The organism is Candidatus Lokiarchaeum ossiferum (genome assembly GCA_025839675.1).
In the GTDB taxonomy this organism is placed as follows: domain Archaea; phylum Asgardarchaeota; class Lokiarchaeia; order Sigyniarchaeales; family Promethearchaeaceae; genus Lokiarchaeum; species Lokiarchaeum ossiferum.
This window is the reverse complement of the sequence record CP104013.1, coordinates 2,021,413-2,047,575: the sequence shown is the minus strand read 5'-3', so window position 1 is coordinate 2,047,575 and position 26,163 is coordinate 2,021,413. Positions and strand designations below refer to the sequence as shown.

Genomic DNA, 26,163 nt, shown 5'->3' with positions numbered 1-26,163 from the left:
TATATTTGAGCAAATGGATTTGATTAAGGCCACAATATTTATATTTCCAAAAACGAATGTGACTCATCAATCAAAACAAAAAACTTCAAAAAAAAGTGAAAATCTATGAAAACAAAAAAAATAATAACATACGCTTTTGTATTGTGTGTCATTTCCATGTTGATGGGTCCTGGTACAGCTTTACCTGCTGAAACTCAGTCTAGTATTATAAATAGCACTGAATCTGTGTCCATTGACAGTGAGTTTCCAACTAATACAAAAATTGCTATGCTTCCTGCTAAAAATTATCCTTTCAATGTTCATGTAGCAGGGGATCAACCGGGTGTGTTCACCTATGTTGATTTTGAAGATAATCAAATAGGAACAAAAACATTTTCAACAACAAATGAAAAAGGATATCCTACATCACTTGGAACATTAGAAGAAACATGGGGTGTTGATCCTTTGGAAAATCCTTGGGCTGTTGAATGGCTTGATATTTCGAATAATGATATTGAGAGTGGAGAAACTGCATCATATAATCTCTCACTTTCATCAGTACAATTGGGATCTTTAAATGTTGGTGCCAAAACTGGATTTGATACATTTATTATGTCTGATTATCGAGAATTGGAATTAATTGTTGGAGCACCAGGTTTGTATATTTTCTACTATGAAGCTGATACTACTTTGAATAGTCCCCATTTAATAAACAAAAATGGAACAGAAATTGGGTTTACTGCGGAAAATTTACTTCCTTTACTCGCTGATGGAATGGGAGGTGGGACAACCATTCGGAAATTTGCATATTTCTGGGCAGATTATGCTGGAAGTTATACTCTTTTCTTTAAAACCACTACACGTTATGTCACTTTTGAACTAGTGGGAATCACTGATATCACAGATTTAGATATTGGAGATCGTGTTATATACCAAGATAGTAATTCTGAGGAAATTGATCCATCCACATTGATGTCAGAGAGTGCATATTTCCCAATTCAATTATATTCATTCCCCGTTTCCACCGGACAATACCTTCGATTTAATTATGCTGAAATATGGGGATCCCCCATGAGTTTCTTACTCCTTCCAAGTATTTCTGGGTATCAAATGGATACTATTGCAACTGATGGAACAGATACGTTCATTCCTATAAGTGAAGACGGTACTGCCTATTTTGCAGTTTTACACAATCAATATTTCAATACACTTTGGAACATCCCTCTTTATTATAATTTCGCTGTTTACAATGATGAAATTCCGACATACCAGTATGAATTGGGCAATACAAGTCTTTATAGTGTAGATCCCACTTTTCAGAGAGCAATCATCCAATTCAATGTCACTGGAACTGAACCAACCTCAGTTCTTTTGAACTATACTATTCATCAAGGTGGAGCTGGTGTATATGACCCAGCTAATGATTTCTTTTATTTAAGCGATGAAACTGGCTATTTAAAAATAAACGCCCCTATTGCAAGTGGAAGTGTGTCAGATTATTATTATGATTTGGTTCCAGGCATTTATCGATTATTTATTCATAGTACTTCGAAATTACAGACAGATGTGGTAGAATTCCAATCATACATTTTAGATCGAGATGAAATCACTAGCAAACATCATACTAAAATTAACGATTACATTTTGAAATCAGACATGAGTCAATTAACGAGTGCTCCTTTTTATGATACTTCAACTTATACTGTTAATTATCCATCAACTCGGTCGTTCGAGTATGATGATTCCATTCGATTTGGTTATAATGTCAGCATCTATCCCGCTGATAATCCACTCATCTTCGATAGAGTTATGGATGTATCTGATACTCAAGTGTGGATTTGGAATGGAACTGAGTACTTAAATCAAACAACTAGTGGATCTGCGTTGGACTTATTTGTTAATGGAAGTGCAACAAGTCATTATGTCTATTTCGGGTGTGATCAACAAGTTGATAGCATGGCTTTTAATTTAGTGAATGTCAGTTCTTCTACGGGTAATTATACTTGGCAATGGTTGGATAACGATTCGGATAACGATTGGACGAATATGAATATTTTATCCGATGGGACTAATACTACAGGGGGAACTTTAGGACAAAGTGGAAAGATCAATTTTGATTATCCTCAAGTTTTTACTGAGTTTAATAAAGTGAGTGATCCTGATTGGGGAGGTGCTATGCCCGATGTCAATAAATCTATGTATTGGTATCGATTGAGGTGTTTGGTTCCTTCTCCCAGTTCAATTCCTGCTCTTGCTCCACATAATTCTGCTTCCCCTAAAGTGCAAATGTATCCCTATACAAATTTATATGTGAAAGTTAACTCTGAGATTAATTTAATTTCAAAATTTGATAATATGACTAAGCTTCAAAAAGAAACTAAAGATTATACTCTCAACCTCGACGGATTTGATGAATTTGATTCTCAGGATTATATCTATCTTGAATTATCCGATAATGGTCTTTTTGGATCTGGTGATGCTCTCTGGTCTATTTGGCCTTATCAAGTCTACGATCGAACTTATGATGAAAGTACAAGCACCTATACAAATGTACCTATCACCAAAGAGGTTAAGTTTAGAATAGTTACATTCGATGATGTAGCACGTTATGAAACTGAAACATATCCTTCCATTGGTTCTAGTCCAATTGATCTCAGTGAATTGGATTTTGAAGATTATAACACCTATGGATTTTCCGGTTCTTATAATGAATCTCACCATGATGGGGTAATTGTTTCCGTTGAAGGAAATCTCTATGATTGGTACCAATTTGTTTTCCAAAGTACCAATACTCAAAACCCGATCTCTGCTGGATTAATTTTTGATAATATATGGTTAGATAATACTGGCCCCGTTATGTCAAATGTTTATCCTCTATTTTCAGGAAATGTGAATGATTCTATAGAATTAGGGATTGCTCCATCTAGCTTCAAATTTATATTTGTTGCCGCTGATGTGAATACCTCCGAATATGTTCAATATCGGTTAAATATAGCAAGTTATGGTGTTCAGCTCCTAACTCCAAATTTAACACTTTCCTCTACTCAAGATGATGTTACAAAGGTACCTTCATGGGTACTTCCTGTATCCATTGGAGGAGGGGTTGCCATTATTGCAATCATTGGTGGGGTAGTGGTCTACAAAAAGAAAAATCCCATATAAATGCACGATTTATATTTTTTTTTTATATTTATATTCCAACACCATAAGAACCATATGCTGCCTTATTTTTCTTCACCCTCGTAGTTCATAGATTTTGGATGAATTTTAGGTTGAATCTGAAAATGACCCTTAGATTTTTATACCATAACATCTCCTAATTAGATTAACAAAATGTTCATTAATTTGTTCGATGATAAAAAAAAAGCTGAATAAAAAAATGTCATACCAATTAGACAAAGAACCTAATTTAACTGTAGATTCCGATTCTTCTCCTAATCTCATTGCCAAACGGATATTATATCAAGGAATCTGTTTTATCGCCTATTTATTTATTGGAATACTCGCAACTTTTATACTTACTCGTATGATGCCCGATAATCCTTATAAAATGTTGCTTGCAAATGGAGGTTTTACTTCAGATGCTCAAAGACAAGCATATCTTGAGAATGTGGAACGATTAGGGTTGGATCAACATGTAATTGTTCAATTTTTCAAATATATTGGAGTTTTACTCAGTGGTGATTGGGGGACCTCGATATCAATTAGTTCTGGAACACCTGTTTGGGAATTAATAATACGAAATTTCCCAAGATCTATTGAAATTTGTGGAGTTACATTGTTAATTACCCTTATTTTAGCAATTCCTCTAGGAAGACTTGCTGCAAAAAAAGAAACACAAACGAGTGATCGTGGAATTTTGTGTTTCTCAAAAATTTATTTTGGAGTGCCTTTGGTGTTCGTAGCTCTGCTCTTTCAATTTTTGCTTGCATTAGAAAGCCAAATTTTTCCATTTTATTCAAATTACATGTCTACTACGTATGAAATAACTTATATTAGTGAAATGATTACTGGTTTTCCTTTACTCGATTCACTTTTGAATTTGAATCTTCCAATGTTTGGCGATGTACTATTGCATCTTCTATTACCTTGTTTAACGATGAGTTTTTTGTTTGGAAGTTTATTAATTCCTGTAGTTCGTGCAAATCGCTTAAAAAAAATTAAGAATATAGCAGAACCTTATATAGATCAAACTTCATTATATGCATTCAATTTTAGTGTAATTTTTATGGCACTTATCTCCGTAGAAAGCATTTTTAATCTTTCTGGAATATCAAGTCTTCTAATTATGGCGATAAATGCTGTGGATTACTATGTAGTGAATGCTATAGTATTTCTCCTTCTCCTAAGTTTTCTTCTTCCTAATTTTATCTTGAATGTGATTCACGTAATACGTGATAAAGATAATGGAGAGTTAGCTGCATTTCATCGTAAAGATGAAGGACCAAATTTTCAAAAATCTCCACAAGTTGAGAATGATGATGGTGACTCGCTCTCATCGGATGACATTAAATCGTATTTCAAAGTTCCCTCCATAATTGTTGGGCTTAGTTTATTTGCCGTTTTAATTCTTTTAGCTATTTTAGCCCCAATCTTCTTCAATAAGGTCGATATTAGTGGTGTCTCAATGGGTGGTGATTATATGCCTCCAAGTTCAGAACACTTATTGGGAACTACAAGATTTGGAAGGGATGTACTGGGTGGGTTGATGTTTGGGATTGGTTCCTTAATCTCATACTCCCTCGGAGTTGCGTTCGTTGGAGCAACAATTGGGATTCCGATTGGTTTTATTTCGGGTGCAAAAGGGGGGAAAATTGGAACTTTCTTTATGGTTTGTGGTAATGTTATAATGTTACTACCCCAAGCAGTGTTATTTATCGTTCTATCTAGTGTAATGGGCACTAGTAATATTTTAGGATTTATTACGTTTTCATTGCTTAGTGCCATATTCCTGGGTCAATTGACCCGTAATCTGGTATTGAAACATATTAATCGCTCTGGAAGAGCCAAAGAGTTAAATTTGTTGTTCAAAGAGATGCTTCCTCAATTAATTAGCTTAATTCTCTTCTATAGTACATTTATTGCTATTATGAAATCAACAGTATCTTACTATGGATATAGTGATCCTTCGAGCATCGATTTAGGAAATTGGGTGGCTTTGGCGAGAAATAATATGCAATTTGCATTCCATGCTGTTTTTTGGCCTGCTCTCGGAATATTTTTGGTTTGTTTGAGTTTCATGCTGATTTCCCATGGATTCTCTTTATCCTCCAATTTTAAATCTTCAAACGACGAAGAAAATAAGGGTTCTCCAGACCTGGCTTTATCAAACTATACTGAATAAGAAAAATAGTCCCCTTTTTTTTACTTTCTTTCTCCAATTTCTCGAATTAAATTCAATTATCCGAACAAGAATTTATGAAAAATGAATTTCAGGGTGTATTGTGTTTTATGGATGGTTAAGTCAAAATTTGTAGAATTAAAAATAATTTATTTTTTTGATTTGCAAATCATTACCGATTTGCTTGAAACCGAAGGTCTCATAGTCTGTAGCATTGGGAAAAGCATAATGAATAGCTCGTTGAATGTCCAGATCTTTGCCCCCACGAATTATTTTTTGATTTTCCGATACACAATCCAAGATGAGGTTCGATTCTGCAGTATGAAAACTCATTGATAGATCTTGAAGTTGGAGTAATAAAAAAAATTGTATTTAACAGACAACAGTTTATATATCCTTTCGGAAGAAACAGAAGAATGTGGATATGTACGAAAGTGTAGTCTTTAACGAACTGGTAGATATCCCAAAAATAACCTTGTTATCCGCCAAATACATTGTTAATTGATTAAAAGTTTAAGTATTTTCGAAAAAATCGAAAAGTTCTAAATAATTGTAAGTATTTTAGGTCAGTTGATTGAAAAAATAAATAGATAGGTTGATTACCCTTCAAGCTCTATTAAAAACGAGAATCCACATCAGAAAAATTCCACCGAATAGGATGAAAGGTACTAATTTGTCTACCATTTTCATAATGCTATTCTTCTTATCGTGTTGAACATAATCCTTTTGAACATCATCATATCGCCCAACATTGTAGTGTTCCCGTCTCATAAAATCCATTTTTGCGCTTTCATATATTGATATAATATTTCACCCGAATCACTAAGATTCTAATTATATAATAGTCTCTTAGTCTAATATGAATTCACCAAAGAGTTCCAATGGATCCATATGGTAACTAGAAAATCATATGGGGAAAAAAATAAGGGAGTCCTATTAAACTGATTTTGGATCTGAATTGAAATAGTCATACCATAATGAAATAACTCTTGGGAGAAAATCTGGGACCTTGGTTTCATAGAAGACGGGGAGACTTGGATGTGTTATGATTGCTTCCTTTGATAAATTTTCTGCTATCAATTGGTTTATTCTTGATTTCATTTCTGTTAAATAAGCTAATGTTTTAATTGCATATTCTTTATCAACCACAGGTCCATGTCCAGGTACAAAAACATTAAAATCTGAATCAATTATATGTTTAATTTGCTTCAAACTTTCCATAGATCGCCCTAACATACAACCGGAATTATCAGCATGCTCTGCATTCAGATTATCTCCCGTAAACAAAATTTTTTGTGAATTATCTTCACTTGAACGATACTCAATTAGAATGGAACAAGGAGTATGCCCTTGAATCAAAGTTAGTGTTAATGTTTGAGTATTATCTCTGATATACATCTGATTCTTAAAGGATATATTGGGAAGAAAAAACTTTGCTTTAATGAAGCGAGGTGCAAAGTCATTCATCCATGCATCTGGTAAAGGGTCCTTTCGTTCTTCCGCTCCTTTGATTATTTTGTCAATTTGATTTTGACGAAATTCTTTCTTGAAGGCACCTTCCCTTTCGTCTTCAACCATCTTTTGCATTCCAGATTCAGAGACAATTACTTGAAGATCTGCAAAAGCATCCATTCCCTGAATGTGATCCCCATCGGTATGGGTTAAAACTAATATTTTCGAGGATTTTTGAAATTTTTGTTCCATCTGTTTTCGAAATTCTGCGGCTTTATCCATTCGTGCTCCCGCATCTATAAAAATTAATCCCCACTTCATATTAATGCAGGAAATGTTTCCTTCATTGAACCTGGTTCCAGTATAACGATGTAAGTATATTTTATCGGTAACTTCAATAATTTCTGCTTTTTCGATTGACATATTTTTTCATCCAATTCTTGCATATCGACAAATGGTTGTCATGTCATGACAATGATTCACAAGTTTAAAAAGTTTTCATATCTTGAATAACTTGCATTCACATGGTTGATGAAATTAGCGCTAAGAATTATGAAGATTTTGTAACCAAAAAACCTCAACTAATTCGGCGTATTTCCCTAAAACAAGAAGAACTTTTAAGGGAACACGTACTTATTATGAAAAGTTTGACGAAATATGGACATATGACCGTCAAGGAAATTCATCATTTATATTATAACCCCCAAACCCAAAAATATTCTAAAGCATTGAAAACTATCTATCGCTATATGGAATTTCTTGAAAAATCATCTCTTATACAAGTTTCGGGCCATAGAATGGCTCAAAAAAGTCGCATGGCTGAGAAATTATACTGTCGAACTGCTGTGGTATTTCTTTTTGAAGAAAATCTTGATAAAAAAAATTGGTGGGATTCATCTTCTGGAGCAGATTTTATGAAAATTGTCCCTGAGTATATGCAAAGGTTTTTCCAAGTTGAAAAATCTTCAATTGAACCTCTTACACAGCTCATTGAAACATACTTAAGTGGTGAAAGCAAAAATATTCAAGATCAATTTGAAGCCATCGAGTCTGATAAAACCTTAGCGGATTTAGCGTCTCCCCTTTCTGTTTGGCATCTTAAAGAAATGTTTAGCATAACTGCTATTTTTAAGCTTTTTATTGAGAATTCCGATTTTCGTTCTCAATTGAATTCTATATTTCAAAAGAAATAGCTTTTATTTATAAAATGCTATCCTTCATAGAAAACAGGAAGAAAAGGGTGGGTTATGGCTTCGTTCTGAATTTCTTTCTTCATTGAATTCTATTATTAATGAAATAAGAAGTAAAAATTTCCTATTTTCCTTATCTTTATGCCTTACTTCAGATATCAGCAACTTTTTGCTCTCTTAATAATTTAATTTAGCATAGAAATAAATCGCCAGGATGATCGAACATAAAGTACCAATAATCAATATTCCTGTTCTACGCTCCCTTCTTTCTCTGTTGCGAAATTGTGTACTTCGCATTTTTCGTAATTCTTCTTCATCAATAGGTAGAAGATGATTCTCATATTCGTTATACTTTCCCCAATCATTATGAGCACTTCGCATCGGGCGTGCGAAATTTATTTTTTTTACCATTTTTGTCTAAGATAAGAATATGTTCTACACTTAAAGGTTTCGTCCTATTGAACCATATGGCGGTTGAAAATTGGAATCTATGTTAAGAATCAGAAAATAAAAAAAAGTGTAAATTTCTAGATACTTTGTTAAATTCCATGTCAATCATTTTTTAATAATCTCTCTAATTGAAGAAGAAAGGACTAAGTTGTTCAATTTTAATGAATTTAAATGATCCTCAAATACTAACTTCTCTCATAAGATTAATTAATTCAGAAACAAGTATTATTGTAAATATAATACCACTTACTATGCCTAAATAATACCCTCCTACTTTAATGTTCTTAATCCTCCTTAGTTTTACATCAGAAATCATCTCATGTTGGTCTGGATCATGAATTCCATTCATATTAGTATTTATGTCCGTTAAATTTAAGAGTGAGTGAATAATAGAAGGTAATACAAAGATAATTGATAATATCTCATTAAATAAACCCATAAATCCTGCTATTAGTATTACAAAACAGAAAATGTATTCTAATGCTACAATATTTAACCCAATTTTAGCAATTTTTTGATTTTGAAGACTTTTGGGGGGTTTATAATGAATATATGTCCAGAATGTAGCCGAGAGAAGTATTAGGATTGAGATAACTAAATAACCCCAACTATATTCAGGTCCTCTAGCGACAGAAATATTGACGTAAATCAAGAAGGCAATTAGGTGAAACGATACTATAAGGCGAAATCCATCATGGATTCGCGCCCATTTGGTTTTTGAATTTTTGAATATTGGCATCATTTAATTTATCGCAAATTTGGTATATAAATCTACCAGAATAAGGACGGATTTTTAGTACATATTTAACCAAAGTTATTCCCAATATTTTCTCATAGATCGCATTTCATTTTTCTTTCCTTTTCCATAAAAACGGTATCTTTGTATCCTATCAATCTAAGTATTCATATAACTCGAACACTACTGGTTTTAATTTAATATTACACAAGAAATTTTATGTCCTTCATTTGCTCGGGTAAAATCTCGAATTAATAATCAGTAAATAATCGAAAATTGTTAGTTGTATAAATTATTGTGAAACTTTTTAAGCTTTTTATAAAAATATGACATATATTTTGGATTTCCCTAGTAAAGGTGATGGTCATTTCAAATGATGAATTTTCTCATTTATACCAAAAAGCATTGAAGCTAAAACTCTCTGAACCTCAATCTGCAAAAAAAATCCTTGATCAATTACTCTTGAAAAATCTAAACTCTATACAGAAAGTTAAATGTTTAACTAAGTTAAGCCATCTCTTCATTTTTAGCAATGAGTTGAATAAATCTAAGGAATATTTACTAAAAGCTAAAATAATTGCTGAAAAAGCAGGATATCAATTTGAGCTCGCAGAAATCTTCTTCTTATATGGAAAAGTCTATCGTGATTTAGGATTATTTGATGATGCAATTCGGTCCGATCAGATGGCTTTATCAATATATGAAAAATTGGGGAAATTTGAATCCGCTTTTGGTGTTAGAACCGATTTAGCTTATATGCTTTATTTGAATGGGAAAATTTCTGAAGCAAAACATCTTTTTTCTATCAATATTAAAAATTCTCAAAGCAATAAAATAAGTAATTTAGAAAAAGCACGAGTTTTTAATAACATTGGAATTTTATATGAGTCTGAGGGGGCTTTAGAACATACTATATCAAATTATGAGAAAGCTCTTGAATTGTTTCGAGAAATTTCATATCATAATGCTGTTGGTATTTCCTTATTAAATCTTGCTGATATTTATTTCCTAACTGGTAGGATAAAAAAAGCAGAAGATTGTCTGAAGGAAGGATTGACTATCGCTACAAATGAATCAGAATCTTCTCTTGAAGGAGGAATGTTAACTTCCTATGCCTATTTTTTTGCTAATATTGGAAAACTTAAAAAATCTCAACTTTTTTTTGAAAAGGCTATGCAATTTTTTAAGGATTCCGATAGTCCTCAAATAAAAATAGAAACTCTGTATAAATATTCTTTTTTCTGGATGTTAAAAGGAAATGCTATTAAAGCTCATGAACTTTTAAAAGAAGCTTATGATATTGTCATAGAATTCAAAGTTACGGTTTTTGCAGTAGATATTTGTATTTCGCTCTCGGAAATAAGTTTAGGATTTAAAAATTTTCCTTTGGTTTTTCATTATCTAAAGGAAGCAGACAGAATAGCGCGGTTGAAGAAATCGGAAAGTGAATATATTAAAGTATTAATCCAAAAAGCTCGAATTGAGTTAAGATTACAGCAATATGATCTTGCTGAAATTGATCTAATTCGAGCAAGCTATATTTCAGAAGAGAAACATAATCTCATTTTACATAACAATGCCTTATTATTACTTACTCTTGCTTATCTCCTCAAATATAAAAAAACAATGGATCAAAGTGATTTTAATCATGCATTCGATTATATTCAGAAAGCAATTAACTTTACTCGTGAAAAAAATTTGATTCCAAAATTGATTACTTCTCTAATAATTCAGGGAATTTTACTTGGAATTAAAAAGCAAGTTGAGAATGTAAAAAAAATCTTTGGAGAAGCAATTGAATTGGCGGAAAAATGCGAAATTCCAAACCTAATTCTCACTTCACAAAATACTTATACTTTTACTTTAAATCAGATAAATGGAGAAGGAATATCGGTAGATAGTAAAGATACCAATTCATTTTTTATTCAATTTGCCATTGATGAAATTAATAGTGCAACATCCACTTTCAATCAAAAGAAATTGAAGAAAGGGGATCAAAATCAAATCTATCTCGTTCTTTTCAAAGTTGATGAAATTATGGGTCCAGATGTGATGTTGGCTGATAATTTAGATCCAAATGATAGCAATTGGTATAAAGATTTAATCTTGAGTGGCTCGTTGTATACATCTGCTTTAGGTCAAGGACATAAATATCATCAAGGATTATTTGGACTACTTCCATTTGGAGGAGGAAACTTACGTGCGCTTATATATGCAACTATAATCAACGATTGCACCCAAACGAGTGAAAGGCAGCATGGAAAGGCATATATTCTCTTTACTTTAATTTTTCCAGAAGAATTGAAGCAAATTTTTACTGATAGGCAAAAAATTGAATCCATTTTCATTGAAGAAATGAATACCTTGACTGAAGCATCCCAGATAGATAAGGAAAAAATGAAATCAATTCGAAATAAAATAATTAAAAACTTGATTGAATATTAACTTGAAATCACATTAAATGATCAGATTAGGCAAATGTTTAATCCAAATTTCGATAGCCGGAATTGATCCAAATCATGAATTTCATGGATGTTAGTTTTGTAGAATTTTTTTTGAATATTAAGTATATATACTTAAATTTGTTTTCAAAACTAATGAAGCACGGCTATCATAAGAACCATAAACGCTTTGTTTTGGGAATTTGCTTAGTAATTTGTTTGAATATCGCTTTTTTTGGGATTTTAATTTTTAATAATTTCCCAGAAAGGGAAATTTGTCCTTGTAATAAGCCTGGCCCATATGATAGTCTCTATTCTGGAATTGAAGTGGATGATAGGAAGCTCCATATCCTTACACACCCTATGAATTCGTCGGAAATTCGATATTTATGGTTTGATTTATCCGTAAATTCCTCTCTTCTTCCTAACTTAAGATATTTCACTTCCTTTGAATCCTCTTGGCGTGATAATAATGGTTTTTTCTGTCATCTGAAATCGGATGATCGCTGGTTTGATCAATTTCGTTATCCAATGGAACAGAATTTAACTCAACGTTTAAAAATGAAGAGTACTGTTTCAGTCTCGTGGATGGAATGGCGTAAGGAGATAATCTCTGACATGTATCTTGATTTGCATGAACAAGTTCGTGTTTACATCATTATTGGAAGCAATGATGTCATCAAGTGGGGTGACACATTAACGTTTAACATTGGTTCTGGTTGTGATGACTTATCGGTTCATCTCGATTTCATAGTTAAATTGCCTATAGAAGCGAGTTTATATGAATCTACTTATCAAGGGATATATAACAACTGCTATACCCGTTTTCAGTGATGAGTAATCATCCCATGTTTAATGAATCCATACACTTGTCAATGGATGGATTACTTCCTAAAAAGATGTCACATTTTGTTAAAAGTGAAGAAATGGTGGGACGTGTGGGAATTGAACCCGCGATCAGTGGGTCTGGAGCCCACCATCCTAGCCACTAGACGAACGTCCCAAAGATGATTCGGTTTCCACACAATTATGTAAAAATAGTTGTGCTATGAATACCAGAAACAAGATTGAAAGTTATTTTTCCGATATAAAGTTTTTTTATCAAACCTTGTTGGATGAATTTTTAAGGGGTCCCAGCTCTCAGAACAATAGGGAGAAGAAAAGTGAACATTGTTGACCGTATGGGGGAAATACTTCAAATTCAGCAAAAGGCAATTATGGCACTTTCAATTGATAGCCATTATAAAGATGCTGTGGATCGTATATATAATGCCCAAAAAGAAGGTTCCATTGTGATTACTACTGGGATGGGAAAAGCGGGGATTATCGCACAAAAAATGAGTGCGACAATGGCAAGTATTGGCATCCCCTCTTTCTATCTAAATCCGGCGGAATCTTTACATGGTGATTTAGGAAAGGTTCGAGAGAATGATCTCCTGATTATTTTTTCACATTCTGGTGCCACATCGGAGGTGAAAGAAATGATTGCATCCCTTCATAAATTTCATCAGCAAACCAATCCAACAATCCTTGTTTCTGGAACTTCCACACCACAATTTGACGTAGATGTTTTGATTTCATACGGACAAATTCAAGAATCTTGTTTGGTTTCCAAAGTACCTTCGACTTCCACTACTCTAATGCTAATTATCGCTGATATTTTAGCGATAACTGCTGCAGAAAAGTTAGGGTTTAATGATGTGTGGTTCAAAGTCCGCCATCCAGGTGGGATTATTGGAAAAACCTATGCAAAAAAAGATGAGTGAATTTGATTCACTCTCATTATTAGGATCATTCAATTCTCTTCTCAAAAACAAAACTCTTCATTGATTTATTATGCACAACTTCTTTGGTTTTAGAATATCCATTTTTTTGATAAAAATGATGATTTCGGGTAGCCCAAGAGGGAGTATCCAGAACCCAGAGTTTTGATAAAGGAAATTTTCGTTCGATAAATTGAATTAATTTGGTACCGATGCCAAGATTTTGATATTGGGGATCTATATTGATATTTCCAAGATAGCTCTTTCCTTTCGAATTAGGAAAAACTAAAATTGCGCCTACAATCTTATTTTGAAATACAATTTTAAACCCTTTAGATTGGGGACTCCATTTACGATAAAAATTGCCATCATCATATCCTGGAGGGCCATCTCCTTCTGGTTTATTATTAAATCTGCGTGCATCGTCATTGAATGCTCGTTTCATAACTTCAGTTAATTTTGGGAGATCTTCTGTGAGATTGATTGGAAGAATTTCCATCTTATCTGTTTCTAACTGGATTGACATATCAATTTCCAACTCCCTTCCTGCTATTAATAATTGGCATATGCAATTCCAAAATTAATTCTTCAATATCATGTCCTGGATTAAGTGATTTTTCTAAATATTGATGTGTTCCTCGTTGATACTCACTTTCTTCAACCCAATGAAATAATTGGGACCAGGATTCTAAAATTCCATTCTTTTTGAAAAAATCTGATTGACTTTCTTCAAAGAGATTACATTCCTTAACAGCATATAGAGCGCTAGGGATTTCTTTGATAATGACATCTTTTTCCGATTGGGTAAAGGAATCCACTCGGATCCAAAATTCATAGCCATATTCTTTTTGACCTTGTGTTGGATCTGGATTATTGAAGCCATATATTGGATGTAATTCATGATTTTCCAACAGATTATGCTTCATTGCATATTTTTCTAATTTCGTCCAAGCATCATTTTCTGGGGTTGGACTGATGGCTCTAACACTCGCGACCTTCATTGGAGGTAGTGATACAATTTTTACTGGAAATTTGTTCATTTTATATTTTTTCCTAAATTTTGTTCTATTTTGATTGTATAGTGTTTGGAGCTGTTGATCAAATCGTCTTTTGAGATAAGTTTCTGAATATCCCTTGGCAATAGCATGGAGAAATGATTTTCCATCATGGGAAATTGCATATTTTCCTCGATGGGTCTTTACAATAAGGTTGAGATCTCCTAATTTCCTTAAATGATGAGATGTAGCAGTTTTTCCGAGATTTAATATAGCAAGCAATTCTTGAAAGTCGGAATTATGATCTACCAATGTCATAAGAATTTTATATCGATGGAGATTTCCTAAAGCTTGGATGACTTCCAAAATGTCCGCTTGATACTCTTTGCATAATCGTCGCGATTTAGAATCTTGTTCATCATCCATACTTATCATATACAATCAAAGACTATATTATTTGTTGGTTTTTAAAACGAATACAAAAAAAGAAGTCTTGGTTCATATCCGACTGAATAAGATGAATACCCGCTGCAAAAAAGCTTCTAATAAATAAGGTGCGAGATTGTTAGAAAATTCAACATTAGTTATTTCAGAATAACCAATGGTAAATCAAGATAAAACTTTCAGTTTAGTTTTTCTTTGATCAAAAGTTGTTCGACTTGACTAGAACTGGGCATTCCGCTTCGAGCACCTAAATGTTGAATTTTGAGAAATGCTGCTGCATTTGCGTATTGAACCGCTTTATCTAAAGGCATTGATAGAATACCGTAAGCATAACCAAAGGCCGCACAAAAAGTATCTCCCGCTCCTGTGGTATCAACAGGTTTAATTTTTTTGGCGGGGAAGCGTAAAATGCGATCTTTAGTAACAGCCAAAGCTCCTTCTTCACCAAGTGTTATAACTATCGTTTTAATTCCCCACTGGATGAAAATTTTGGCCGCGTCTAACGGTGAATTTGTATTGGTGAGTTCCATTGCTCCCATTTTATTTGGTAAGAGAATATCTACATTTTCAAGAATTGGTTTAAGCTTGGCTACTCCCCAAACAGCAATCTGTTTTTCTAGATCAAATGAAGTTATAATATTATGTTTTCGGGCATATCTAAATGCACGTAATGTAATTTCGGGGTATATACCCGTGGAATGGACAAGTTTAACTCCCGATAAGATCTTTTCTTGAAAACTTTCTATTGAAGGTACCGTTGTATGCATATATGGGCTTTGAATTATAACCTTTTCGCCAGTTTTTTCAACTACAAATATAAAATTGACCGGAGTGGGACAATTTGCCTTAACTAGCAGGTTTTGACAGTCAATTTTCTCAGAAATGAAATCTGCCTTTAAAAAATTTCCATGGTCATCACTTCCGATTGCTCCAAAAAATGACACCTTTGCGCCTAATCGTGCTGCAGCTACACAATAATTGGCAGTAACTCCTCCACTAAATAGATTTTGAGTCTTGGAATCAATTTTTTCGTCAGGTTCGGGAAAATGATCCACTGTGGCAACCCAGTCCACAACCACTTCTCCAATTCCCATAATATCATAACCCATGTTATAAATAGCAGCTATGAACAAAAAAAGGATTTACTTCTCCTTGGTTTTTTCCAAGTAATGATCTAAAATTTTTTTGATCGGAAGATATTGAAAGAACAAAAAGCGGATCGAATTGTGTGAGGTTGTTTTTAGTCTTCATTTGTCATTTTTTCGTCCGCATCCCGAAATGATTCAAAAATTGGGATCTTTGACACTTCTGCAATTGGATTTGATAGGTTTGTAAATTGACTGAAAATTACGCATCTTTTGTGGGATACGTAATTGACTCAATTTTTTCCTTTCTTTTTGAATAATGATTGTTTGACAACAATTTTTATTAGGAATTAAAAGTAAAAATATAACCAAGGGTCTCTTGGAATTTGTAGATGTGATGTAACTGAAATTGAATGGGAAATTAAAAGAAAAAACGCAAAAATTTCCAAAATTTAACTCAAAACAATTGAAGGATGGAAGAATTGCAATTGTAGGGTTGAGTTTGGCCATTTTTTTCTTTACTTCGGTACTTTTTATGGGTGATTCAATTGATGCTTCCCTAACCGAATATTTAACATCTTCAAATGATGTCGATATTGATATTTATTCACCTTCTATGTTTTTCAATTCTGATCTGATGGTTGATTCTCTTTCTTCGTCAATATCTGAGTTCAGTAGATCATTCTCGCGAATAAAAATGGATTTTCTTAAAAAGAATGGTGACTCAAACTTCGACTCTGCTACTATGCTTGCGGTAGATTTTTCTGGCGAACATAATCAGAATTTTGGATTCAATGAAGAATCCCTCCTATTTCGGAGTGAAAATTGGACTCAGTCTATTTTTCAAGGGTTATCCTCTGACAATTGTATCATATCCGATCGATATAGTGAACAAAATCAGGTTTCAATTGGCACTGTTCTCGAGATCACATTCCCCCAATTAAATTTTACCCATAGTTTATTTGTTGTAGGGATATTTGAAAAGGATGAGAATGCTGGTTTAGGAAAAAATCCTAATTTTGAGTTAATTGTAAATTTACCAACATTTTGGGACTTACTTAACACCAAAATTCCTTTATCAAATGGGATCTCGTGGAATCACAAAGTAAATACTATGCTCATAGATTTAGTGCCTGAAACAGATTTATACACCTTTGGAACTATGGAGGAAACCAACGATTTTCTTCAGAATCAAGGGGCTCAAATCATAGTAGCTGCACAAAATTATATGCCTAGTCTTCAAGATTTGACTTTAGAATATAAACAATTAGCTAATGCTCGTAATTCAAAAACTTTTCAATTATTGGTCACTGCCTTAACGTTTTTTATGGGGTTATCTGCGGTATTTTTGAGTACCACTTTTATTTATAGCACATTGACGACTTCATTAAATGATAGAATTAGAGAATTTGGAATTGAACGAACGATTGGGGCCTCTAAAGATCACATTTTAAAGAAAATAACTTTCCAAGGATTTAAATTGGGTATCGTGGGATCTCTGATAGGTAGTCTTGCTTCTGTTCTCTTTTTCTTGATATTAAGCCCCCTCTTGCAGAAATTTGATCTCACTTCGATAAGAATTCGACCTCTAAATGTGTTCTATGGCTGTAGTCTAGGGATTATTATATCCACTTTGGTTTCCTTTGTTCCAGCTCGTTATGCGTATAATATGCCCTTAATTAGAAGCATTTATCCAGATAGATTTATTGAAAGTAAGATATCATTCAAAACCAATGGTAAAAAAACTCTTCTCTATTTGACTTTTGTTGGTTTTGTGTTATGTCTGGTGGGATTGTTTGTTTTTATGTCTTTACCAAATATTATGATCTCAGGAAAAATAGACTTTTTTTTAAATTTGATGAGTATTACGCTATTTTGTGTCATGATAGGATTTATTCTTCTTGGTTTGGGTATTTTACCTCTCCTTATACGGGGATTTTTGGCCGTTTTCTCCCCAGTCTTATCAAATATCCGAAATTTTCTTAAAATGTCCATTTTTCGGCATAATCGAAGGAATAATTTGATTAATTTCATGCTTCTCTTTAGTTTTTGCATGATAATTTTTACAAGTTCATTTATGACGAATGTCACGAATCAAATGATCTTACAAAAACAACTTAAAACGGGTTCGGACATGTTTATTCATAGCTCTGACCAAACATTACTTCCAATGGATCTTAGAGATAAAGTGCGAGAAGTCGAAGGTGTTGAAAGTTCAACTGCTGTTTTAAGAACTGGTGATTTGCAAAATCACAATTTTCCCGGAAATCCACACGTTTATCAAGATTTATCGCTATCCATCAGTGAGATTGGAGGAGTTATCTCCACGAATGTGTTTTCAGTTGCAGTTGATCAAGATTTTGCCAGAACGATCTATCAAGATATAATCCGGATGGATATGGGGACTTTTGAGGGTGCCTTTGAACAATTATTCTCACACACATCGGTAATTATATTTGCAAAACTCGCAGCTACTTTGGAAATTACGATAAATGATTCTCTTCGGTTAAAATTTAAAAATAATAATACAATCCAAGAGGAAATTGTTAATGTTGCTGGGATCTTTACACAAATTCCCGGAGTAAGAAGTTTTGAAGAATTTACCAATCTCGATAAGCAATCGTTTGATTATCTGAATGAAAATGGAATATTATTTTCACGTTCTTTATTTAATCAAGGCTTTGGAATGACCTCTGATACTGGTAATCAAGGATATGCATCGCGAATTTTAGTAAAGGTAAGTGCCAATGCTGACGAAGATCTTGTACGTTCAGATATATATACCCTTTTAACCAATTACAACCTTGAAATAATTACAACCACTCAATGGATCTTTCAAGATCAAAAATTATTTTCAAATATCAAGTATGGCGTGTCGATCTTATTATTTATTTTCATTTTTACGGCTGTTTCCAATTTGAGTGTTTCTGCTTATTCTATTTTTGTAGAACGCCAAAATGAAATTCGCGCTTTACGAGGAATAGGCCTTAGTATCAAGGATATTGAAAAAGTATTCTCTGTCGAATTATTAATTTTATTATTTGCTAATGGAATTGTGGGTGTTTTGGGAGGCAGTTTTATGGCTTATACCTTTTCTTCTTTAGGGGAAGTTGCTTATCGCGTCCAAACTCCTTTTTCCCTTTCTTTTGATCTTATAATTGCTCTGTTTATAATTTCAGGCTTATATCTCAAATTTACCTATCATCGTATCTTCCGACAGAAGATTGAAACCAAAATTGCTCCAAATTTAACTATTTAAAGGAAAATCACAATGACTACTACCCAATTAAATGAAACCAAAATAATCGTTGAAAATTTGCATAAAACGTTCTTATTAGGAACCAATGCTGTTCCTGCCTTACGAGGAATTGATCTTGAATTTAAAGAACACGAATTTGTCGGTATTATGGGACCTTCTGGTTGTGGAAAAACAACTCTCCTAAATATCATTGGGGGGCTAGATGATCCTTCAAGGGGTACTGTTTATCTTGAGGGAGATGATTTATCAAAGTTGACCGAAACAGAAAAAGCACACCTACGTCGGGATAAAATTGGGGTCGTATTTCAATTTTATAATCTTTTCCCTCTATTATCAGCGGTAGAAAATGTTATGTCCCCAATGCTATTTCAAGGATTGTCAAAGAATGAAGCTCGAACAAAAGCTTTAACGTTACTTGATGATGTGGGATTGAAAGATCGAGCAGATCATGCTCCTTCTGAACTTTCTGGAGGGCAACAGCAAAGAGTTGCCATTGCTCGCGCATTTGCAAATGATCCTACAATTGTTTTGTTAGATGAACCCACAGGGGATTTAGATTCTAAATCTGCTCATGAAATATTGGAACTTTTGCGTCAACTTAACCAAAAAGGTGCAACCTTTATCGTTGCGACTCATGATCCCCTGGTTGCCTCATATTGTAGTCGAATTATTCATATTAAGGATGGAAAAATTGATGATTCCAATGAAATGCTTACTTCTTCTATTTCTTCTGAGTCATCCACTCAAATTCCTTTATCAACAAAAAATCCTTTAGATTATGTTCTCATATGCCAAAATAGGATATATTTCTTAATAAATCAAGCTTTAATGCATTCTCAAACTGAATTGAGCTTTGAATCGATAAAACAAAATATTGAAGCAAATATTCTCAAAAATCTTCCCATACCATTTGAAATACTCCTTAGCGAAATGATCCAAAAGAATCAGTTGCTCTATACAATCAAAAATAATACATTAATCTTAAAGAAATATATTGAATCTTAAAATTACTTAAGGGGTCAAATTAATTGAAACACCAGAAAATATTATTCTTGATATATCTTATTTCATTGTCTTCGTTAAGTTGGGGGAATATTTTTGAAAATAGAAATATGATTCAAAATGATTTTCTTACCTCTACACAAAAATCTTCTGATAAAGTTGGTAATCCATTGGAATCACAATCGTTAGGGGATAACTTATATGTCGAAAATATTTTAGCTGAAATTTCCCAAGATACTTCTGTCATTCATCATTCTCGTGTTTCAAATAGTCGAAATATGTTTGGTTTAGATCTTTTAGAACCATGTTTTTCAAATGCTTCATTTTATCTCTCCTTTACAAATGAATTGCAGAATCCTATTCCTCTCTCCACATTTTCATATGGGAAAAATGCTCCTTCTGTTTCTAAATTTGGTTTTTTGGGTTTTTTAGTTTATGAGACATCTTATTCTGCAAATGTGGTCGCATCTTTAAGGGATAGGGTGGTTAAACTATTTGAAACCAAATTTGAACTAAACATTATTGAGCTTCAAAATGTGACCGACGAGAACATTTACTTTTTTCCATTTTACGGTCTTATTTCTAACTTTTCGCAGTTTACTGAAAATGTTCTCGGTTCTATATCAACTGAAGGTTATTTTAATCCTAGTTTTTTAAATCAACCATTAAATACTTCTATTTCTTCATCTAATTTTGTTCAAGAATCCTTATTTTATTTTCATTCCCCGACAACCATAAATGTTATTACTCATTTTTGGGAAAAACATTATGAATCTTTAAATTTTGATATTTATACTCCGCTAAATCGAATCCCCTTGCTCTCTTTAGTCAATGATTTTTCCGAAATGGAGGGTAACTCCGCAGATAGAGCTCTGGTTTCCGCAGAGGTTGATAATTTAATCCTGGATCAGAATATTGATGATTTGATAAATTTTCCTTTTCATATCTTGCAAGTGAGTTATACTGGTAATTCGGAAGGAATTAAAACGAAAAATGGCGAATATATATTCAATTTCCGGAAAGCTTTAGGGTTACCTGATAATTTTCCAATAGAATTAAGTACTGAATGTTTGAATTCTTTATTTGGTCTTTTTTCTGGTATATCGATTGTATGTGCACATTCCGATATTCTTGAAGTTTCGCCTCAAAAGTTTAATATTTCTTCTGAAAACATTGTGCCTCTCCAACATTTTCTTTATTTAGCAAGTAATGGTGCTGATATTTCATTGAACTTTAGGGATTATCAATGGAATGTGCTATTTGAATCTCAAGGGAGTATTTCGCAGTTAAAAACTCTTCCTAAGAAAGTTCAAAATTTGGCACCCAATTTGGAAGATTTTTTTGATTTATTCTCTCCATTTGCTTTATCTTTTCTTCCTTGCCTGTTCTTTGATTCAGTTCCAGATTTTTATATGAAGTACAAATTAAAAGAAAATCCCACGTTAATTAAAATTCAAAAAGAAATGATATCCTTGAACCATTCGGAACCCTTTTTTTTTGACAATCAAACGGTTAATTTTACCCTAAAAGTAAAGAACTTATGTAATTCTGATGTTTGGGGGCTTCCTATGCCCGATTTATCTTCATTTGGGATAAATAACCTTTCTCCTGATAACTCCATTTCAAATCGTTTGGAAGTTTTGGGCTATAATACTAAATCAATGTTTTCAAGCGATATCCCGCGCTTTTTTTCTATTGATCTTTTAGGACAAGGCTATTTTTCCCAGATTTTTCCAAACATTTTAAATGAATCTGTTCGTTCTCGTTATTCTCCTGCCTTTACTGCATCCATTCTTGATAATTTAGCGGATTTAACAGTTCATACTTCCTATAATGAATCACAACTGGTAGAATATGCTCAGTCCTTCAATTATTCTTATAGTATGTATAATCCTCTCAACTGGGTGATTCAACCAAATTCAACTTTGAACTTTTTCTCACAAATCACTTTAGATACAGGAAATTCTACTTTTCTAACTAATGATCCTGCTACATTCCGTTATGGATCTGAACATGGCTATGAATTTCATGATATCCGATCTAATTCTCTAGCAATTTTTTTAAATTCATCAACATCTATCAAAGCCACCGCTCGACTCGTTCAAAATTTTACACGTTCTGGGTATCAGAATAGTTATATCGTTTCTCTTCATCATTCTGGAAATAAAAATTTTACGAATATTAAGATAAATGTTTCTATTGTTGGAATTTTAATTGATTCTGGTGATTTTGATCGGAATGGGAAGATATTGTCATTAAATATCCCATATTTTAATGCCTCTACACTTCAAACAGAATTCAGTTATACCTTTTTTTCTCCAAATTCGCTAATAATACGCTCTACCAAAGTTTGGTGGGAAGATGAATCATACCAAAGAATTTTGTTATCAAATGAAGTTGAAATGTTCGTCGAGCCATATTTTGATGATAAATTGCACTTGCCTTTTATTCCTCAATTAAGTCTTGATACTTCTATTTCTATTCATAATAAATCCATACTTCTTGTGAATTGTACCATGATGAATGTCGGAGATTCAAATATTACAAATGTGAATCTTCTTCCATTATTTCCAAGTGATTCCTATATTTTAACAAATATCACTCAAAACTCAAACATTTCCCTTCTAACTCCTTTAGAAACTTATACAACTGTATTTATTTTTGAGATAATATTTCCCTACGCTATATTATCCCCCTTGATTTGGATGAATGGATTGGATTCTTACTTGTATCATTTCTCTTCATGTATTTCTCATCCACTTGGGTCTCCAAACATCACGATTTCCAAAATTTTGAATCGAATTCAAGGATGGACGGGTCAAAATGTTGTGGTTTCTATAAAAATTACAAATTTCGGGGATATTCCCATTCAAAATCTGGTAATTGATGATTACTATGGTTTTCCTATTCAATCTATGTCTTTAGACCAAGGTGTTCTGCAGAAATCTATTTTCATTTTAGGTGTGGGTGAGTCTTTTTCATTCAACTATTCCCTAAATCTTGAGCAACTAGGTAATTTTGAATTATTGGGAGCTCAAGTTAGATATCTTTACGTTTCTCAGATAAAAATCACAAGTGAAATCAAAACTCTGCAAGTTAGATCAACATTTAATCTTATTTTTGGACTCTCATCAAGTATGGTCATTGGTGTGTCTCTAATGTTTTTCATAATCCACATAAAAAGAAGGAGTAAAGTTCACCTATGATGAAAATATTGTTTTTCTTGAGTAAATCTTTCAGTAAACATAAAAAAAAGACCGGATTATATATCACTTGTTTAACAATAACCATTATATTTCTTACTCTTATAGGTTCTTTAACATCCTCTTTGAATTATGTTTACTTTCAAAATTCATCGACATATTTTGGTAATCAAGATATAATTATATCTAAAAAGATGGAGACCGTAGGTTATAATATATATTTTAATGAATCTCTTGCTAAAGAAATACCCAATCAGATAGAATCCATCGAATGCTTAATTCCTCGTCTATATATTCCTTCTTTTACAACTAAAGATATTGTAGATTCTGTTTTTCCTCAGCAAGAAATATTAATTTGTGGGATAGATTCACAACAAGAATTTTCAAATCCAACATTGGGATCATTATGGCTATGCGATGAACAGCTTCAGAATACCCATTTGCTATATGAAAATGAAATACTTCCGGGACATTGCGTTCTTACCAAAAATGCGGCTATTTTATTAAATTCAAGCATTAACGATCAAATTTTAGTACAGGTTGCAACGGGAGAAGAATCTCTTATGATTGATGCCATTGTTGAAAATGATGGTCGCTTCGCCATTTATGAATCCGCTTTGATACTCACCAATCTATATTTTACTCAAGAATTCTGCCAGCTCGAAAATCGCATTAATTTCTTAGTTGGTCAATTTGAGCATCCTGAAATTATTTATGATTTAGGTGATTTAGATGGAACTCAACTACGTATTAATGCTATCAATCAAAAAATAATTAATTTTCTGGATGAAACCTATCTTATCTTAGAACCGCGCTTAATCCAACTTAAAGAAGTTCATGAATTTACTTTTTTTTCAGGTATAATTTATGATTTAATGAAGATTTTAATGGTCATTCTCTTTGCATTTGTCATATATTCCATTCTTCATTCAATTTTTGTCTATTCCATTCGTGATCATGGATTATTTCAAGTTATTGGTGCTTCACCACAAAAAATTGCACAGTTTCAATTAATTCAAAATATCATCTATATGGGTCCCAGCCTTGTTTTGGGGATTTTAGGAGGGCATTTACTCGCTTTTCTTCTATTTGGGATCAATTTTGAGGCAATTTTCCGTAATTCTTTTAATATTTTTACGATTGGGCTTAGTATCCTTCTTTGTATTCTTCCCTTGTTTTTTATGAGGAATAAGAATTTAATTCAGATATTGCAACCAAACCGTGATGGTGGTATTCAATTTTTTACTTCGAAAAAATTTGGTAATGTCAATTACAAGTCCCTTTTCATTGGAGGTTTTATTCTTCTTATGGGAGAAATAATCTTCTTTTTCTTACCAAAAATTGCAATTTCCAACGATTCACTCCTCATTCGAAGATTTTTCTTACTATTACTAATTATAATCTTAAGCGGTTTTATCATAATCGCCCTAAATTTGTTGAAATACTTCAATATATTATTAATGCAACTCTTAAAATGGAGAAAAAGAGATCGGCGTTCATTTCATCAAATAAAGATGTGGTTCGCAACTAAACATATTAATCATCCTCCTTACGTTTATATGGTCCTAATCATATTTACGTTTAACCAGTTTATCGCTACATCGCAACAGCTTCGCATGTTTGGGTATATTACAACGATTCAATATGAATATGGAACCGATCTTCACATTATAAATGGGGGGAATCTTCAGGAAAATAATTTTATCTCGGGAATTGTCTTGGATCAAATTTTATCTATGACGTCAGTTGCTCAAGTTTCAGCTATGTATGCAACTTTTTCTTTCGAGACGGAAATCAATTTTCAATCTCAATCCAATAATATTAATCTACAAATGTCTTCTAAAGGAAAAGATCCGACATTTCGCAATTCTCTCAGCAATTTAGGTCAACTTCAAGAAATTCCTTGTGGATTGATGGCTGTCGATTGCAATTATTCTTCTATCATTCCTCTTGAAAATATCGGATGGATGGAAGGAAGCAACAGTACCCTCCATTCTTTTGATGATTTGTACAATATGAACAATTCATGTATAATTACCGAGGCGTGTGCACTTTTTCTTGGTATTGATCAAGTCGGAGACTATGTTTCTTTATCGATTTGGGAAACTTTTCCTGAATTAGCTGAAAAAAGAATTCTTCAGGTTGCTGGGATAGTTTCCATGTTACCTGGATTTACCAATATTCATACAAATCAAGTTTCACTCTCTTCCAATGAAGCTATAATCGTGTCCCCATCCCTGTACTTTGATCTTCTAAATCAATCTGGTGATTTTAATGCTTTCAACCAAAAAATAGATAAAATTTTGCTCAAGTTAGAAGAATCAACTCTAGAATGTCGTGATAGTTTTGTAAAATCTTTCAATGCTCAGTTTTATAATAATCTTAACTATGTTATTTCTGATCCTATTCAAAAACGTGAATTTTTTCAAAATAATGAACAACTGACCCGAACTTATAATTATTTGATAATAGGATTCTCAGTTTTTGTGAATTTGATTGGTATCAGTTTTGCATTTAATTCATTGATGGATCAAAGAAAACACCAATTGAAAATTCTTAGCGCTATAGGGGTAAGTGCCAAAGAAAAATCTCGAATGCTGTTTCAAGAAATGAGCATAAAATTCCTTTCTGCGAGTATTATTGGAGGGTTCATAGGTACATCTCTCTCAATTTTAGTTTTCCAAAATGTTGCTAAAATTTCGGAGATTCCTTTTTTAATCAGTGTAGATTATTTAACTATGAGTATAAGTTTCTTTGGGAGCTTGCTATTTTGCATTGTGTCCCTTTCATTTCTTATCAAAAAGCATAAAATCACAGGTTGAT

18 protein-coding genes and 1 tRNA gene are annotated in these 26,163 nt (G+C 32.9%); 10 read left to right on the top strand and 9 right to left on the bottom strand.

The window, feature by feature from the left end:
- Positions 1 to 105 precede the first annotated feature (105 nt).
- On the top strand, positions 106 to 3,141 hold the full coding sequence (locus NEF87_RS08380; protein WP_457919427.1) for a hypothetical protein: 3,036 nt from the start codon (positions 106 to 108) through the stop codon (positions 3,139 to 3,141).
- A gap of 217 nt (positions 3,142 to 3,358) precedes the next feature.
- A complete protein-coding gene (locus tag NEF87_RS08375) occupies positions 3,359 to 5,323 on the top strand; it encodes an ABC transporter permease subunit (protein ID WP_457919426.1) in 1,965 nt (654 codons plus the stop codon).
- Between the two features lie 135 nt (positions 5,324 to 5,458).
- Here the strand turns inward: NEF87_RS08375 and NEF87_RS08370 are convergent, their stop codons facing one another.
- The 3 genes from NEF87_RS08370 to NEF87_RS08360 all read right to left on the bottom strand — a co-directional run bounded on the left by NEF87_RS08370 (position 5,459) and on the right by NEF87_RS08360 (position 7,195).
- Entirely contained in the window at positions 5,459 to 5,653 is a 195-nt protein-coding gene (locus NEF87_RS08370) for a hypothetical protein (RefSeq protein ID WP_457919425.1), read from the bottom strand.
- A 273-nt stretch (positions 5,654 to 5,926) separates the two neighbouring features.
- Positions 5,927 to 6,091, bottom strand: a complete 165-nt coding sequence (locus NEF87_RS08365) for a hypothetical protein (protein ID WP_371806002.1) — start codon at positions 6,089 to 6,091, stop codon at positions 5,927 to 5,929.
- Between the two features lie 165 nt (positions 6,092 to 6,256).
- The gene (locus NEF87_RS08360; RefSeq protein ID WP_457919424.1) at positions 6,257 to 7,195 is read right to left on the bottom strand and encodes an MBL fold metallo-hydrolase; all 939 of its coding nucleotides are present in this window, start codon (positions 7,193 to 7,195) and stop codon (positions 6,257 to 6,259) included.
- 101 nt (positions 7,196 to 7,296) lie between these two features.
- Here NEF87_RS08360 and NEF87_RS08355 point away from each other — a divergent pair, with 101 nt between their 5' ends.
- Positions 7,297 to 7,965: a hypothetical protein gene (locus tag NEF87_RS08355; RefSeq protein ID WP_457919423.1), complete on the top strand. Its 669-nt coding sequence runs from the start codon at positions 7,297 to 7,299 to the stop codon at positions 7,963 to 7,965.
- 174 nt (positions 7,966 to 8,139) lie between these two features.
- Here NEF87_RS08355 and NEF87_RS08350 read toward each other — a convergent pair whose 3' ends face one another.
- Positions 8,140 to 8,373, bottom strand: a complete 234-nt coding sequence (locus tag NEF87_RS08350) for a hypothetical protein (RefSeq protein WP_457919422.1) — start codon at positions 8,371 to 8,373, stop codon at positions 8,140 to 8,142.
- Between the two features lie 217 nt (positions 8,374 to 8,590).
- Positions 8,591 to 9,151 (bottom strand): hypothetical protein, encoded by a 561-nt coding sequence (locus NEF87_RS08345; RefSeq protein WP_457919421.1) that lies wholly within the window; start codon positions 9,149 to 9,151, stop codon positions 8,591 to 8,593.
- 357 nt (positions 9,152 to 9,508) lie between these two features.
- Here NEF87_RS08345 and NEF87_RS08340 point away from each other — a divergent pair, with 357 nt between their 5' ends.
- A complete protein-coding gene (locus NEF87_RS08340; protein ID WP_457919420.1) occupies positions 9,509 to 11,593 on the top strand; it encodes a tetratricopeptide repeat protein in 2,085 nt (694 codons plus the stop codon).
- Positions 11,594 to 11,745: 152 nt separating this feature from the next.
- The gene (locus NEF87_RS08335) at positions 11,746 to 12,423 is read left to right on the top strand and encodes a hypothetical protein (protein WP_457919419.1); all 678 of its coding nucleotides are present in this window, start codon (positions 11,746 to 11,748) and stop codon (positions 12,421 to 12,423) included.
- A 93-nt stretch (positions 12,424 to 12,516) separates the two neighbouring features.
- On the opposite strand, the gene NEF87_RS08330 is transcribed toward NEF87_RS08335, so the two are convergent.
- Positions 12,517 to 12,592 (bottom strand) — tRNA-Trp (locus tag NEF87_RS08330).
- A 160-nt stretch (positions 12,593 to 12,752) separates the two neighbouring features.
- On the opposite strand from NEF87_RS08330, the gene NEF87_RS08325 reads away from it, so the two are divergent.
- Positions 12,753 to 13,355, top strand: a complete 603-nt coding sequence (locus NEF87_RS08325) for an SIS domain-containing protein (RefSeq protein WP_457919418.1) — start codon at positions 12,753 to 12,755, stop codon at positions 13,353 to 13,355.
- Between the two features lie 25 nt (positions 13,356 to 13,380).
- On the opposite strand, the gene NEF87_RS08320 is transcribed toward NEF87_RS08325, so the two are convergent.
- The 3 genes from NEF87_RS08320 to NEF87_RS08310 form a co-directional block, all read right to left on the bottom strand.
- The gene (locus NEF87_RS08320; protein ID WP_457919417.1) at positions 13,381 to 13,878 is read right to left on the bottom strand and encodes a GNAT family N-acetyltransferase; all 498 of its coding nucleotides are present in this window, start codon (positions 13,876 to 13,878) and stop codon (positions 13,381 to 13,383) included.
- 1 nt (position 13,879) lies between these two features.
- Positions 13,880 to 14,773 (bottom strand): AraC family transcriptional regulator, encoded by an 894-nt coding sequence (locus NEF87_RS08315; RefSeq protein ID WP_457919416.1) that lies wholly within the window; start codon positions 14,771 to 14,773, stop codon positions 13,880 to 13,882.
- Positions 14,774 to 14,970: 197 nt separating this feature from the next.
- Positions 14,971 to 15,900, bottom strand: a complete 930-nt coding sequence (locus NEF87_RS08310) for a carbohydrate kinase family protein (protein ID WP_457919415.1) — start codon at positions 15,898 to 15,900, stop codon at positions 14,971 to 14,973.
- 385 nt (positions 15,901 to 16,285) lie between these two features.
- Between NEF87_RS08310 and NEF87_RS08305 the strand changes: the two genes are divergently transcribed.
- From NEF87_RS08305 to NEF87_RS08290, 4 genes are all read left to right on the top strand, one after another.
- Positions 16,286 to 19,135, top strand: coding sequence for an ABC transporter permease (locus NEF87_RS08305; RefSeq protein ID WP_457919414.1), 2,850 nt, complete (start codon positions 16,286 to 16,288; stop codon positions 19,133 to 19,135).
- Positions 19,136 to 19,147: 12 nt separating this feature from the next.
- On the top strand, positions 19,148 to 20,140 hold the full coding sequence (locus tag NEF87_RS08300; RefSeq protein ID WP_457919413.1) for an ABC transporter ATP-binding protein: 993 nt from the start codon (positions 19,148 to 19,150) through the stop codon (positions 20,138 to 20,140).
- Between the two features lie 107 nt (positions 20,141 to 20,247).
- Positions 20,248 to 23,343: a hypothetical protein gene (locus NEF87_RS08295; protein ID WP_457919412.1), complete on the top strand. Its 3,096-nt coding sequence runs from the start codon at positions 20,248 to 20,250 to the stop codon at positions 23,341 to 23,343.
- A complete protein-coding gene (locus tag NEF87_RS08290; protein ID WP_457919411.1) occupies positions 23,340 to 26,162 on the top strand; it encodes an FtsX-like permease family protein in 2,823 nt (940 codons plus the stop codon). The genes NEF87_RS08295 and NEF87_RS08290 overlap by 4 nt, the downstream gene beginning before the upstream one ends.
- Position 26,163 lies beyond the last annotated feature (1 nt).